This is a genomic window from Pantoea septica (assembly GCF_002095575.1).
GTDB lineage: Bacteria > Pseudomonadota > Gammaproteobacteria > Enterobacterales > Enterobacteriaceae > Pantoea > Pantoea septica.
Genome location: NZ_MLJJ01000007.1, coordinates 73,241 through 86,408, shown reverse-complemented (window position 1 = coordinate 86,408; position 13,168 = coordinate 73,241). Strand labels below are relative to the sequence as shown.

17 protein-coding genes, 1 tRNA gene and 1 pseudogene are annotated in these 13,168 nt (G+C 49.7%); 8 read left to right on the top strand and 11 right to left on the bottom strand.

Features of this window, described 5'->3' with window-relative positions; all coding sequences use genetic code 11:
* Positions 1-3: 3 nt before the first annotated feature.
* From HA46_RS05640 to HA46_RS05625, 4 genes are all read right to left on the bottom strand, one after another.
* Positions 4-423 carry a hypothetical protein gene (locus HA46_RS05640; RefSeq protein ID WP_084882759.1) on the bottom strand — a complete coding sequence of 140 codons (420 nt, stop codon included), beginning with the start codon at positions 421-423 and terminating at the stop codon, positions 4-6.
* Complete coding sequence (locus HA46_RS05635) at positions 423-626, bottom strand: helix-turn-helix transcriptional regulator (RefSeq protein WP_084882754.1); 204 nt, start codon at positions 624-626, stop codon at positions 423-425. The genes HA46_RS05640 and HA46_RS05635 overlap by 1 nt, the downstream gene beginning before the upstream one ends.
* A gap of 740 nt (positions 627-1,366) precedes the next feature.
* The gene (locus HA46_RS05630) at positions 1,367-2,581 is read right to left on the bottom strand and encodes a tyrosine-type recombinase/integrase (protein ID WP_084882750.1); all 1,215 of its coding nucleotides are present in this window, start codon (positions 2,579-2,581) and stop codon (positions 1,367-1,369) included.
* 166 nt (positions 2,582-2,747) lie between these two features.
* Positions 2,748-2,822: transfer RNA gene (locus HA46_RS05625), tRNA-Arg, on the bottom strand.
* 195 nt (positions 2,823-3,017) lie between these two features.
* Here HA46_RS05625 and HA46_RS05620 point away from each other — a divergent pair.
* Positions 3,018-4,187: a tyrosine-type recombinase/integrase gene (locus HA46_RS05620; RefSeq protein ID WP_084882745.1), complete on the top strand. Its 1,170-nt coding sequence runs from the start codon at positions 3,018-3,020 to the stop codon at positions 4,185-4,187.
* Positions 4,188-4,398: 211 nt separating this feature from the next.
* On the opposite strand, the gene HA46_RS05610 is transcribed toward HA46_RS05620, so the two are convergent.
* The 7 genes from HA46_RS05610 to HA46_RS05585 form a co-directional block, all read right to left on the bottom strand.
* Entirely contained in the window at positions 4,399-4,743 is a 345-nt protein-coding gene (locus HA46_RS05610) for a hypothetical protein (RefSeq protein ID WP_084882740.1), read from the bottom strand.
* On the bottom strand, positions 4,743-5,069 hold the full coding sequence (locus HA46_RS05605) for a hypothetical protein (RefSeq protein ID WP_084882735.1): 327 nt from the start codon (positions 5,067-5,069) through the stop codon (positions 4,743-4,745). Before HA46_RS05605 ends, HA46_RS05610 begins: the two co-directional genes overlap by 1 nt.
* A gap of 2 nt (positions 5,070-5,071) precedes the next feature.
* Complete coding sequence (locus tag HA46_RS05600; protein ID WP_084882730.1) at positions 5,072-5,827, bottom strand: hypothetical protein; 756 nt, start codon at positions 5,825-5,827, stop codon at positions 5,072-5,074.
* On the bottom strand, positions 5,827-6,264 hold the full coding sequence (locus tag HA46_RS05595) for a hypothetical protein (protein WP_084882728.1): 438 nt from the start codon (positions 6,262-6,264) through the stop codon (positions 5,827-5,829). Before HA46_RS05595 ends, HA46_RS05600 begins: the two co-directional genes overlap by 1 nt.
* 10 nt (positions 6,265-6,274) lie before the next feature.
* Positions 6,275-6,433 carry a DUF1317 family protein gene (locus HA46_RS05590; protein WP_084882725.1) on the bottom strand — a complete coding sequence of 53 codons (159 nt, stop codon included), beginning with the start codon at positions 6,431-6,433 and terminating at the stop codon, positions 6,275-6,277.
* Positions 6,434-7,120: 687 nt separating this feature from the next.
* Positions 7,121-7,258 (bottom strand): hypothetical protein, encoded by a 138-nt coding sequence (locus tag HA46_RS21110; RefSeq protein ID WP_162287535.1) that lies wholly within the window; start codon positions 7,256-7,258, stop codon positions 7,121-7,123.
* 168 nt (positions 7,259-7,426) lie between these two features.
* Entirely contained in the window at positions 7,427-8,122 is a 696-nt protein-coding gene (locus HA46_RS05585) for an XRE family transcriptional regulator (protein WP_084882722.1), read from the bottom strand.
* A gap of 98 nt (positions 8,123-8,220) precedes the next feature.
* Here HA46_RS05585 and HA46_RS05580 point away from each other — a divergent pair, with 98 nt between their 5' ends.
* From HA46_RS05580 to HA46_RS05555, 7 genes and pseudogenes are all read left to right on the top strand, one after another.
* Positions 8,221-8,475 carry a helix-turn-helix domain-containing protein gene (locus tag HA46_RS05580; protein ID WP_084882942.1) on the top strand — a complete coding sequence of 85 codons (255 nt, stop codon included), beginning with the start codon at positions 8,221-8,223 and terminating at the stop codon, positions 8,473-8,475.
* A gap of 13 nt (positions 8,476-8,488) precedes the next feature.
* Positions 8,489-9,037 carry a YmfL family putative regulatory protein gene (locus tag HA46_RS05575; protein ID WP_033749696.1) on the top strand — a complete coding sequence of 183 codons (549 nt, stop codon included), beginning with the start codon at positions 8,489-8,491 and terminating at the stop codon, positions 9,035-9,037.
* Between the two features lie 186 nt (positions 9,038-9,223).
* Positions 9,224-9,400: pseudogene (locus tag HA46_RS05570) on the top strand (DUF4222 domain-containing protein); the annotation flags it as partial.
* A complete protein-coding gene (locus HA46_RS05565; protein ID WP_084882716.1) occupies positions 9,396-10,283 on the top strand; it encodes a hypothetical protein in 888 nt (295 codons plus the stop codon). The pseudogene HA46_RS05570 and the gene HA46_RS05565, both read left to right, overlap by 5 nt.
* A gap of 14 nt (positions 10,284-10,297) precedes the next feature.
* Positions 10,298-10,684 carry a PerC family transcriptional regulator gene (locus HA46_RS05560; protein ID WP_084882712.1) on the top strand — a complete coding sequence of 129 codons (387 nt, stop codon included), beginning with the start codon at positions 10,298-10,300 and terminating at the stop codon, positions 10,682-10,684.
* A gap of 11 nt (positions 10,685-10,695) precedes the next feature.
* The gene (locus tag HA46_RS21445) at positions 10,696-10,818 is read left to right on the top strand and encodes a hypothetical protein (RefSeq protein ID WP_255351571.1); all 123 of its coding nucleotides are present in this window, start codon (positions 10,696-10,698) and stop codon (positions 10,816-10,818) included.
* On the top strand, positions 10,815-12,137 hold the full coding sequence (locus HA46_RS05555) for a ParB/RepB/Spo0J family partition protein (protein WP_084882709.1): 1,323 nt from the start codon (positions 10,815-10,817) through the stop codon (positions 12,135-12,137). The genes HA46_RS21445 and HA46_RS05555 overlap by 4 nt, the downstream gene beginning before the upstream one ends.
* The last annotated feature ends 1,031 nt before the right edge of the window (positions 12,138-13,168 follow it).

The following is a 13,168-nucleotide window of genomic DNA, read 5'->3' as shown; positions in this document are numbered from 1 at the left end:
CCGTTAAGCGGCGTTGAATGCGTCAGGGTAGAGAGAAAGAATGTCGTTAACCTCGAGCGTGGAAAGACCGGTATACCCACCAGCGGCAGCGTTTTGATTAACTAGCTGAATCACTCGCATCACGTCGGCGCGGCAGGTAATGCGATAGCGGAAGTGGCTACCAATGCCGTCGCCATTGGGCTCGTCGAGGCGCTCTAGGCGTATATCAAGCCTTCTTTCCAGCTCAGTCGCATAGTTTCTAGCGCTGGACAAGCGGCAATAACGGAGGATCTCATTCTCAGTGAAGCCGTTAACGCCCGTGCGCATCATGTAGACGCGAGCTCGGTGTTTCTTGGGTGATGGCTTAATGATTTTGGCTGGCTTAATATCAGGGCTGTCACCATCCTGATTAGCCGCCTGTAATTGGCGGTTTTTCATTTCCATCAGGCTACCTCATCACGTGAATCAGCGATGCGCTGATCAATCCACTCATCTATCTCACTTTCGACGAAGGCAATTGAGCGCGAACCAATCTTTACTGATGGAGGGAAACGGCCTTGTGAAATAAGTTTATAAATCCATGCTCGGCTGTAACCAGTTCTACTTAAAACCTCTGATAGACGAACTAACTTTTTAGATGGAGTCATGACATTTCCTTTTCTTTGGGCATAAAAAAAGCCCCATCTAATAAGAAAGGGCTTTTTTATTTCCAGATTTTATAAATGGTAAAAGCCACAACATGATAAACATGTGCGGTAATTTATTGATTTAGATTGATTTTTGGCGACTAATGCTGATTAGTTACCGATTGCGGTAGCTATTATACGAAGGGACGAAACATCCCAAACCATTTGGCAGCAGCTTGTATAAATGAAACCAAAGGGTTTCATAAATGTGCGCCATATTTTGAAGAACTAATACCCTCTCCGATAACAAATGGAGTCTCCAGAAGGGCGGAGAGCGGGCGCATGATTTTAAAGTGCATGGCTATGTTCTGACAGTGCCATTATTACTGTCCTTGCCCATTATCGGGTGAACATTGATCATATTTCGATGATCTTTCCGGTATTCCGGAGTGCCGCGGCTTTAAAAGAGCCTAAATTCTTTGCAGCATGAAGAAGCGTCTAAACCCATATTTAACATACAAAACGATATTCATGGATTTGGCCAGACACCTTTTCGGCATTAGGCAAAGAATTCAGATTATAAAAGAGCGAAGTGATGAACGTTTGAAGTCATATTCACGAAAACACGATTCGTTTTTCAACGACGTAGGCTAAAGCCTTTTTTAAAGAACAAAGCTCTTACTCAGAGCGAGCTTTTAAAGAACAATAAATCATCTACTGATGTGCAATATAGATCACTACTGTTTACTTTTCCAGTGTTTTTACGCTCGCTTACCAAACGTGCCATGAACCACATTTTCACCCTTTTCCAGCGCATCCATATAGTCGGCATACCATTGAAGCATTTCCCTGCGTCCGTCCAGATATTGGGCGTGGTTGTAGGTGCCGCGAATGCTGTTTTTATCAACGTGAGCAAGCTGCGTTTCAATCCAAGCTGTGTTGTATCCCTGTTCGTGCAGGATGGTACTCATGGTGTGCCGGAAACCATGCCCGGTGGCTTTGCCGTCATACCCGATACGTTTGATCACCTGATTGATGCTGGCCTCACTCATTGGCTTCCCGGCATCGTTTCTGCCAGGAAAGACATACTTCCCACGCCCGGTGAGCTGGTGGATTTCTTCTAAGAGTGATTTAGCTTGCCTGGAAAGGGGTACAAGGTGAGGGCGTCTCATCTTCATTCGTTCGGCGGGGATCTGCCAGACGCCTTTTTCGAAATCGATATCGGTCCACTCTGAGGCGCGTAGCTCAATCGTACGCAATCCGGTGAGCATCAACAAACGTGCGCCGTTACGAGTCAGCAAACTACCGCTGTAATCATTTAACGAGGATAGGAATGCCGGCATCTGGTCAACGTTAAGGTGAGGGAAGTGGTTTTGTTTTGGAGTTAGCAGCGCTCCAGACAAGTCAGAAACCGGGTTTAGCTGAGCCTTGCCAGTAATGATGGCAAAGGTGTAAATCTGCTTACACGCCTGCCTGACTTTTTTCAGCTTGTGAAGAACGTTGCGCGCTTCCATCCTTTGCAGCACACCAAGCATATCGGTAGGGGTAAGGCTGGTAATATCTGCTCTACCAATAAAAGGGAATACGTCCATTTCAAGACATGCCAGCATTGAATCGGCATACTCTTCCGTCCACTTGGCAGATTTATAAGCGTGCCATTCTAAAGCCACCGATTTGAAAGTAGTTACGACAGCCCGCTCCTTCTCTCGCTTTTCTTCCTGCTTTAATACCCCCGGATCGCCACCAGCAGCGATCACCTTTTTTGCTTCGTCGCGCTTTCTTCGCGCATCAGCAAGTGACACATCAGGATATACCCCGACGGCCAGAAGCTTTTCTTTGCCTGCAGCACGGTACTTTAGTCGCCAGTAACGGGAGCCATTGGGGTTAACCAGTAGATACAGGCCACCGCCATCAGAGAGCTTATAAGGCTTATCCTTTCCCTTGGCAGTATCCACCTGGCGGGCGTTGAGTTTCATATTGGGGGTATCTCTTTTCATTGAACAGGCATCTACCCCCAAATGTACCCCCATGTGTGAGTAGATTTCAATAGACGTTAATAGACGTTGAGATAATGAGTTTGGGCTAGGGTGGCTGTATTTACTGGGTTTTGTAGACTTGAGAAGACGGTGGGAGATGTTCGAATGGTGTCCCCTGCAGGAATCGAACCTGCAACTAGCCCTTAGGAGGGGCTCGTTATATCCATTTAACTAAGGGGACATCGTTTCGACGAGTTCAACGATGTTCGAACTGGTTTCTATACTACCGGAAAACCTGAGTTTTTAACAACCTTTACCTTTCACTTCATCTTACTTTGTTTCAATGTAAACCATCTTGAAATAGGTTCGTTCACTTGCCTTTGCGTACACATTGAGTACAGAATGCGTTAGACCAATGTGTACAGGACATAAGGTAGTGGCGCTCAGCGATACCAAACTCAGAAGCATTAACGGCAAACCCTATACCGGCCCAGCTGAAGTAACCGATGGGGATGGTCTGAGCGCACGCATTACACCTACCGGCACGATCTCATTTCAGTTCCGTTTTCGCTGGAACGGCAAGCCTGTACGCCTCACTGTTGGCCGCTATCCGGGAACCACACTCAAAGACGCGCGCGTCATTGTCGGCGAGATGCGCGGATTGTACACGAAGGGCATCCACCCTAAAACCTACTTTGCCAGTAGTAAGGGTGAGCTGACGCTTCAGGAGTGTCTCGATCAGTGGTGGGAAAAGTACGTCGAAGGGCTAAAACAAAACACCCGCATCTTGTACAAATCCGTCGTGTACAACACCATGTACACAGAATTTAAAGATATGCCTGTGGCCAATGTTCCTGTCTCACAATGGGTCCTGTTCTTCGATAAGCAGGAAAAGCTAAATAAGAAAAAGGCGCGCGTTCTTTTGCTTCAGCTGAGATCTGTCATCAACTGGTGCATCAGCCGGCAGCTGATTCCCTCATGTGAACTCACAAAGCTAAGCGTGAAAAACATCGGGAAAAAGCCTGATGTAGGTGATCGCGTGCTGACTTATACCGAGCTTGCAAAAATCTGGCTGGCGCTTGATAACAGCAAAATCGTGACCTCAAACCGCGTGCTTCATCAGCTGCTGTTGCTTTGGGGTGCGAGGCTATCAGAACTACGCTTGGCAACGGCGTCAGAGTTCAATATGGACGACCTGATTTGGACCACGCCGGCCGCACATTCGAAGATGGGGAATGTTATTCGGCGCCCAATATTCGAACAGGTGAGGCCTTACATCGAGCAGCTGCTGGCCACAAAAAATAACGTGCTTTTTCCGGGGCAGGAGTTAGATAAGGCGATAGACAGATCGTCATCTAACCTCTACATGAAGAAGTTACGCAGCGGGATTGAAATACCCGAATGGCGCACTCATGATTTCCGGCGCTCCCTTGTGACTAATTTATCCAGCGAAGGGGTGATGCCTCATGTTACGGAGAAGATGCTGGGGCATGAACTGGGCGGGGTGATGGCGGTATACAACAAGCACGACTGGTTAGAAGAGCAGCGTAAAGCCTATGAGCTCTACGCTGATAAGATATTCTGGCATGTCAAACAGCTCGGTTAACGCCGCCTGACTCGATCCAACGCTGCACAGCTTTGCGACTGTAACGCGCCGGATGGGTAAGAACTGGTGACGGGAAGCCGTGGCATTTACGTAGCCGCCAGAGTGCTGTCCGTGCTTTTCCGATCTCCTGCATCACTTCCTGCTCGCTCATAAAATCTGAATTCATTATTTTCTCCACTCCTGCTGCAACAGGTTAAGCATCCGTGACATGTCACGGCATGATGTTTAATTTTGTCTCAAGCCAGCCGCTGGTGGCCCAGCACTGCGAATCACCCTGGCAGGGGCACGCGCTGACAGGCAGACGATCCCCACACTTCCTGCACTGACGCTTCGCTAGCGCTTTCATCTGCTGCGCCAGCTCAGCCGCGTCCTTGCGGATAAGCATCGTGATGTACTCGTTCAGCTCATACGGCTCGCGGCCGGGGCGCCGAGCGGCGCAGTTCTGCGCCAGCATCTCCAGTTCCTGGCTATCCAGCACCAGTTCTAATTTCTGCTCACCGGCAGCGGCCTGTCTGGCACGCTGGGCGGCTTTGCGTTCTGCGGGGGATTTAGGCATCAGTCGATATCCTTCCCGTAGTCAGCCATCGCCTGGCGCAGAAGTGGTAACCCTTCGGTCCAGGGAAGTTCAATAGCAGCTTCGATAGCACGATAGAGACCGATAGCATCGCATTCCCAGCTTTCGGCATCGTTTCTCCAGTCTCCTTCCTCATCGAGCTGGCATTCCAGGTCATCTATTTGCCCTTGATAATCGCCGCGCACCTCTTCCTCAACCTCAGAGCGAACCCTTTCTTTAAGAACCTCCATCACCTCTTCAACTGACAGAGTTCCGAGCAGCTGGTCCGGCTCTGCATTACTAAATTTCAGGGCTAGAACGTTACTCATTGCTACACCTCCAGCGCCATTTGCAGCGAAATACGGTCTCGTTGCTCGCAATAGACGAGTGAGCCGGGGCTGTTATGCGATTCAATACGCTCAACCAACAATGCCGCGCGGGTCTCTTTGGATGCTGGCGCGTATGCTCCAGACCATGCTTTATCGATACCGATGTTGCGCGCGACGTTTGTACTGTCAGCGCTAGCCAGCGGGAGCTTTGTGAAAATCTGCGGGTTGAGCATGCGAAGCCCGTGCAATTTAGCGATTGGCTGACCGTGAGCGTCGGTCACATGGCGAATGAGGTCTTTCATCCGTGCGACAGCAAGGTTTGGCCGTTTAACGTCATACTCGCCGCAGCTGCCAATCGCTACCCGCGGATACTCATTGCAAAGTCGAATAAAACGTTCGTCGCTCTCGTTCATATGCCATACAGGTACGCCGTAGAAATCGCCATGTGGCCACTCATCCAGTAGCGCCTCGTTCTCCGCTTCTCCGCCGTCGATTACGTCAGGGATGATCGCAAAATCGAAGCCTGGATGATTTTTCCAGCGCGCTACGAACTCGTAATAATCGGCCCATTCTATTTTGTTGCGGCCAGCTGCTTTCCACGCCGTAAACGCGCCGTTGTCCAGCGCAAAGGACTGGCATGCTTCAGACGCCAGCCCAAGCTGCTCTGGATGGGCGAACGAGATAAAGGCGTGCCTGCCGCGCCAGGCTTTCAGCGCAGCAAGGTCAGGCGTGATAGGCCCGCCGTGATAGTGGATCATCACTCACCATCCTTACTGGCACTGGTGCGCAACATATCCATCTCCAGCTTCGAGATGAGGTTAATAACGTGAGATACGCCTGGCTGCTGGTGGTTGGTCATGGTCTGGACGTATTTCCGCGTCTGCACGACTGCTTCAGCCTGTAGCGCCTTAATCCACTCGTTAGCGGCTGGTGTCACCATGGCGGAGTTAAGGTTGGCAACGAGGCTCATATGGTTGCCGGTGGCATTCAGCGCGGCGATAGCGTCCGGCATGATGCTGTTAATGCGCAGGACTTCACCTGCCATCACACTGGCGCGCGCGTTCGCGACGTCGAGACGTGTAGCGAGCTCGCTTACCATCTTGGCCATATCCATCAGGCCGGTATCGGCTGAGAGGTTTTTGGCAAAGGAATGGCCAGCGGCAACAATTTCTTTATTCGATTTTGCGTTGAGCATGTTGGTCGCCTCAGTGGATGGTGATGTTTCGGTACATTTCCTCAGCCATGCGCTGAGCTTTAATCGGGTTCTTTACCAGCTCTCCATCCGGGGCGATCCAGCCGCGTAAAATGCTGGAGTAGGGAAAGATGATGATCCCGACTCTGATGTCGTCGTTAGGCTTCTGCATATGTTCTCCACACGATTTTTGATTGCATGAATCCCTTGCCAGTGACGGCAATAAAAAACTGAGGGATTCGCTTAAAGGGCTGGTGGGTTACTGCAATAACCCACAGCCTGATTTCTCCACACCGAAACATCGAAGGGTATTGTGGTGCCGGGTGCCTCCCGGTGCTCTGGCCAAGCTGGCGAACTCCAGAGCGGTGACCTTTAAACTCTGAGCATCGCACGATAATCAGGATGCCAGCTCTCCGCGTGCGCTAGCCGCATTCACCACAACGGAAAGAGCATTGATACGGCCGGCTTTTGCCTCCGGATCGGTTTACGGCTTGTGTGCTGGCCCGTTCACCGCCAATGCTCTTACCGTTGTGTGCTGACCTCCCAGCCAGCTTGGTTCGGGTAACACGCAATCACGTGGTTTACGAACTGGCAGACTTTTACGGTGCTGCCCCCGCTTGTTGTGTTCACAGGCCTATGCGATTCCCCGCCGTTCTATGGGTTCCTGTAGGCCATGCTGGCGCTTAGCGCCGAACTGTTCCGCATTAACTGTATCTCCACAACGAGAAGGGCATTCACTCCACGTCTCTAAAGCGTTCGAAAACACCCGCTTTGCAAACGCCCTTTTCGTTGTGAAAAAAGAGGGCGGTTAAATCAGATTGCGAACTGAAGAAACCGCCAAACAACACACCGTCTTCCATCAAAAAACCGGCTTCGCTGCCGGACTATCGACACAGCACTCCAACAACACGATCCCCACATCCCCATCGCAAACCAGTTCGGCATCCGGGAACAGGTAAAGAAAAGTGATCAGGTCCCAAAACTTAGTGTTGCTCATGTTCTTGACCATTCTCATCTCAAAATCCGTAAGTAACCGCTGATGAGGAAAACAATAATGCGGATATGCATATAACGCAAGTAATAAAATGCGCTATTTGCAAACGATAAATGTTAAAGACGCAAAAAAGCCCGGCAGAACCGGGCTTATCAGGTTTGTTAGGAAGGGTTAGCCGTGTCGTTTGAAGGATTGCGACTGGCTGATCATGACCTTGCCGAAAATATAAAAGCGGTGCTCATTCGATTCATCAATGAACCAGTCACGATATCGGGTATTGTCAGAAATGACGACGATTTTATCGGGAACCATCTGTAAGCGCTTTATGTGAATCTTTCCATCAAAACCAAACACATAAATCCCATCACCATCAAACTGATTCACTGAAACATCCACGAAAACCAGATCTCCTGGCTCGATAGTGCCCGACATACTGTCACCGCGGACATTAACCATCTTGACCGTAGTCGCAGGTTTACCGCCGAAGAAGTTCTTGGCGTGCTCTGTGTTGTACTCAATAGAGCGAATGATATCAATTATGTCACTACCAACAAAGGCTCCTGGGCCAGCACTTACATTTACATCAAGCAAATCCACACGATACACATCCCCCCCTTGTATAACCTTAACCATATCCTTACTGTTATTATATACAGTATTTTTTGGATCGGAGGGAATAAATAATTCACCGAGGCTCACATTTAGCGCATTAGCTATTTTATTAAGCGATTGCTCGGTAAAGGATTTTTGCTTTCCTGTCTCAAGGCGTGAAATGTTCGCCTGGTCAACGCCTACGGCATCAGCCAGATCGTTCATTGTAAGCCCGCGCGCAAGCCGCAGTTCTCTGATTCGATTTCCTATGTTCATGTGCCTATTTAATGGCTGGTTTGCATGAAACGCAAATTAACTTGCGCAATCCGCTAGCATGAAATAATATGCGAATTACGCAACTAAGGGGGTTAAAAATGTCTTCACCGTTACGAAACTTGCGTAAATCGCAAGGAAAAACACTAAGTGAAGTAGCCGGCGCCATCCATCTGGATGTAGGCAACCTGAGCCGTATTGAGCGCGGTCTGCAGGTGGCATCACTGGATGTAGCAGAGCGCCTGGCTTTGTTCTTTAAAGGCGAGATCAGCGAGCTGGAAATTCTTTATCCCAAGCGCTACCTGACCAGCACCGAGACTTTAACAGCTACGCCATCCGTAGCGAAACCACAGTAGAGAGGGCTTAGCCGTGGGTAAACCTGAGTGGCAAATAGAAAAGCAACCAGCCTGGCTTGTGGCTGCGATCCGTAAAACCATAACCAGTATGCCTGGCGGTTATGCAGAAGCAGCTGAATGGCTGGGCATCACAGAGAACGCGCTCTTTAACCGCCTGCGCCTTGAGGGCGACCAAATATTCCCTATGGGCTGGGCGATGGTTCTTCAACAGGCCAGCGGCACGAAATACATCGCTGACGCGGTTTCGCGGCAGTCGAACAGCGTAAATGTCCCGATGGTTGAGATCGAGGATGTTGATAACGCCGACATCAACGAGCGCCTAATGGAGTCGGTTGAGTGGATCGGCAAGCATTCCGCCTATCTGCGTAAAGCCACAGAGGACGGCGTAATTGATGCGGCTGAAAGGGAGCAGATTGAGGAGAACAGCTATCAGGTAATGGCTAAGTGGCAGGAGCATCTGACGCTGCTGTATCGCGTTTTTTGCCCGCCAGATAAGGCGAACGCCCCAGGTTGCAGCCCGGAGCGTTCAGTTGCGACCAAATCACTTGGTGTGGAGAAATAATCGCATGGTCAATTTAAACAGATTCCATCCTGTTCCGCAATTTAGGTGCCTGCCGTCGGCTGGTGGCCGTTTCAATCAGGAGCCGCTGCGGTATGTGCTTAATGTACCCGGATGCAGCGAAGAGGTGAACCACAGCTTTGTAGAGTGGGCTGTGGGTGAGTCACACCGTCAACTGGGGTTAACCAAATGCGCGAGCTCAACCGAAGGTTTAAAGACAAGCGCGGCGTTATCGTCCGTGTCGTTCGCTGGGAGCCTGAAACAAACCGCGTTATCTACCTGCGCGACAACTATGAACATGGTGAGTGCTTCAGTCCACTTGACCAATTTCAGCGCAATTTCAGGGAAGTAGGTGCCGAGCATGAGTCTACTTCTGAAAGTAAAGCCGCTAGTCATCAGCCCTGTGCTGGCATGCCGGATCGGCCTGAATGAAGCCATAGTGCTTCAGCAAATCTGTTACTGGCTGGAAGACACCAACTCTGGCGTAGAGCATGACGGTCGTCGATGGGTTTATAACACCATTGACGAATGGAATGAGCAATTCCCGTTTTGGTCTTCTGATACTGTTAAGCGCGCCCTGACTTCGCTTAAAAAGAGCGGTCTCATCTATGTTGAGCAATTGAAAAAGTCTCAGCACGACCGTACTAATTTTTACGCAATCAACCACAAAAACCCACTGCTCACCGATGAGGGCAATTTGCACTCATCGAAGGGTGCAACTTGCACTCATCGAAAAGGGCAGGCTGCACCAGTCGAAAAGGGCAACTTAAACCCATCCATAGGGGCAAATTGCACTGCTCTTACAGAGAATACAACAGAGATTACTACAGAGATTACAACAGAGACTGTTAGACAGGCTTCGCCTGCCCAGCCGCCTCTGGATTACCAGTCTGTTTTGGGCGCTTATCACCAAATCCTCCCAGAAATGCCACCGGTAGCTGACTTAACTAAAGGCCGCCGAGACAAGCTGCGCACGTTCTGGCGTAAGTTCGATTTCACTCAAGAACGCTGGGTTGCTTACCTGCGTTATATCGCGAAGAACTGCCGCTGGATGTGTGAAAACAGAGCAGATAACGCATCAGGGCGTACCTGGCGCAAAAAGAATTTCGATTACCTGATTACCGAGCGCTGCTATCTGGCCGTCAAGGAAGATCGCGCTAACGACCTACCCAAAGCTGGTGGACAGCGTGACATCACTGCCGTGCCATCTGCTGATTACGCAATCCCGCCTGGCTTCCGTGGCGCTTAACAGGAGACGCAACGATGAATACTGAGCAAATGATTCTGGCGTACCTGAAAGAGCATCCGGGCCTGACAGCTTCCGAACTGGCGAAGGGGATGAAGGCGAACGTGCGAACTGTACGCGAAGCAGGGAAAACTCTGCTAGCAATGGGCGAAGTCTACATGGACATAAAGTTCCGCTACTACCTGGTTGAAGAAGCAACAGCTGTAGACGCTGAATACGCGCGCCTGAGCAAACTGGCTATGTCCCTTCAGGCTCGCAACTGCTGGAGCCGAGCGGCAACGGTATGGCTGAACGCGATGGACGCCACGGCTAAGCCTCGCTTTCGTGATCAGGCTGTAGCGCGCCGGCGGATGTGCATGCAGAAAGCAAAGGCATTAAGGCCGAAGCCGAGCGCCGACGCATAGGGTGGCATCTGATGAAAGCCCGTGTGCTGCGCCATTACGAGCGCAACGTGATTTTTTACCAAAGCATTCGCACTGCGGCCCTGATGATCGCCGCGCTGATCGTTACCCTGTCCTGGGAGCTGGCAAACAAATGACTAACTTAGCAAGAATTTACGACAACAAAGCAAAGACCGAAACCAACATCACTACCCGCAAAACTTACCTGCTGGGCGTTGATGAGCTGTATGTCGAAAGTGGTTACAACATCCGTGAAATTGACCAGACGCACGTCGAAGAATTCCGCGATGCCTTCATCGCTGGCGAGCATGTGCCTCCGCTCGCTGTGCAGGTCACTGAGCAGGGCATTAAGATCATCGACGGTCATCATCGTTACCACGGCGCTCTGCTGGCGAAAGAAGCTGGCTATGACATCCGCCTGGAGTGCAAAGATTTCGTAGGGTCCGAGGCCGATCGCATCGCCTTCATGGTCACGAGCAGCCAGGGGCGCGCGCTGGAACCGCTGGAGCGCGCAGCAGCCTATCAGCGCATGAGCAATCAGGGTATGGAACCGGCAGAGATAGCGAAGAAGGTGAAGCGCTCTATTGCTGACGTGGAGCATCACCTGCAGCTGCTTACCTCCGGTGATGAGCTGATCGCCATGGTGAAAAACAGAGAGGTCGCGGCGACTACTGCAGTGGCGCTGGTGCGTGAGCATGGGGTGAAGGCTGGGAGTGTAGCCAGAACGCAGCTGGATAAGGCGAAGGCGACTGGCAAGAAGAAGCTGACCAAGGCCGATGCGATGCCGCAGTTCAGCGCCGCGCGCGCCCGCCGCCTGGTGGAACTGCTGTGTGACGCTCAGAAAGGAGAAGCCGAAGAGGGGAAAGGCGCGCTGCTTATCGACCTGAGCCGTATTGAAGAAGTTATGGCCATCATCACCGAATACCGCTCAGGAATCCCCGTCGGCGCGGCGCAGCCTGCCGTAAACGCTGATAGCCAGTATGACGAAAACATGCCGCTAACCCGCGCTGGCATCCTTGAGCAAAGCGGTATTGAGGTCTGGGCCTGCGCCGCTGCGATGTTTGGCGATAAAGACATTTACACGTTTCAGGAATCCCGATATGCCCACACCTGGGCTGCAGACTCTTTCGAAAATCCAGCTGTAGTGGTAGTGCCGACGGAGATTCTTGCCAAAGCACAGCGCCTGAAGCAGAAAAAGCTGGAAAACGCGGAGCTGAAAGTTTGGGTGGCCGCTAAGTATCCCGATCTGGACGATGCAGGGTTAATGGAGAAGTTCAATCGCTTCAGTTCAGTAGCTATAGAGACCCGTCTAAAGACGGAAATGACCATGGCAGAGTTTATCGCCCTGGTGGAACGTGCCGATAAATCAACTTGGGAAAACATCCGCATGCTCCGCGCCGCTGTCGCTGAACTGGCGGGACAGATGACGATCCCAGATATGGGAGAAACGGGGTAAAGTTAATTCTGCCGTTTCTGATAATGTACAATTAGTGATATTTTTTTTCAGTCTGCATTTAAGAAATTAGCGCCTTCGGGCGCTTTCAGGTTAAAATAAAGAAAATCAAAATTTGGGTTTCTTAGTAGGGGGGGAATGATGTACTGGTTTTAATGTTTTCTTGCCTTTGTTTAATGAAATCGTAGAGTCGAAATATACATATGGAAAACGTGTTTCATCATTTATGTAATGTTTCGATTCATCTTGGCAGAAGGTACAGTGCTCTAGAGATGAAAATTTCCTAGCCGCTAATGAAAATGCCTGATTCGGCGTGTAAAAACTACCAATAAAGGTGCGGAAATCTGAAGTGGGCAAATGTTTGCAATCTTCGCAATGTAAAAGGAGGTTATTTGACCTGTCCTTGCCAACGTAGTATTTCAAGGGTTTTAACATATAATCACCTGATTGCTGTGTGAGTCTTTGAGAATTTCAAAGATAAATTAAGTGCATTAAAGTTATTGTGATTGCAGAAGCAGATATTTTGAAATCGTTTTAGATTTATAATTTTATGTATTTAATGATATTCAAGTCAGAGCATCTTACTTCAGCCTCATATTCACTTTGACCTTGAGAGCGAATCAGAGTGAAAGGGACGATGACCCTTGTGCCTTGTTTGCCAATCGTTTCATTATGGAAGAGGATGGAATCAAGAGTAATAAATTCCTCTCCAAACAAGCTTGTGTCATGTCTGCCCAATAAGTCTCTTTCGACATTAGATACTGCATTGCTTGTATTTATAGTTGCACATGAACTAATTTCATTAATTGCGCTTTGCTTTTTCGAGTAAGCGTTAATACCCCCTAAAAGAAAAAAACACCCAGCACTGCTAAAGCTCCAACCTTTAAGTCCTGACTCATATTAAAGTTCCCTCTGTTAATATGTGGCTATTTTCAAGCATAACTCAAGATTAGACAAATATTTTTTTTACAGAACATATGCTCTAAGCTAAAGTGATAAAATTAAAAAATAGCGATAAGCTGGATTTGACGATT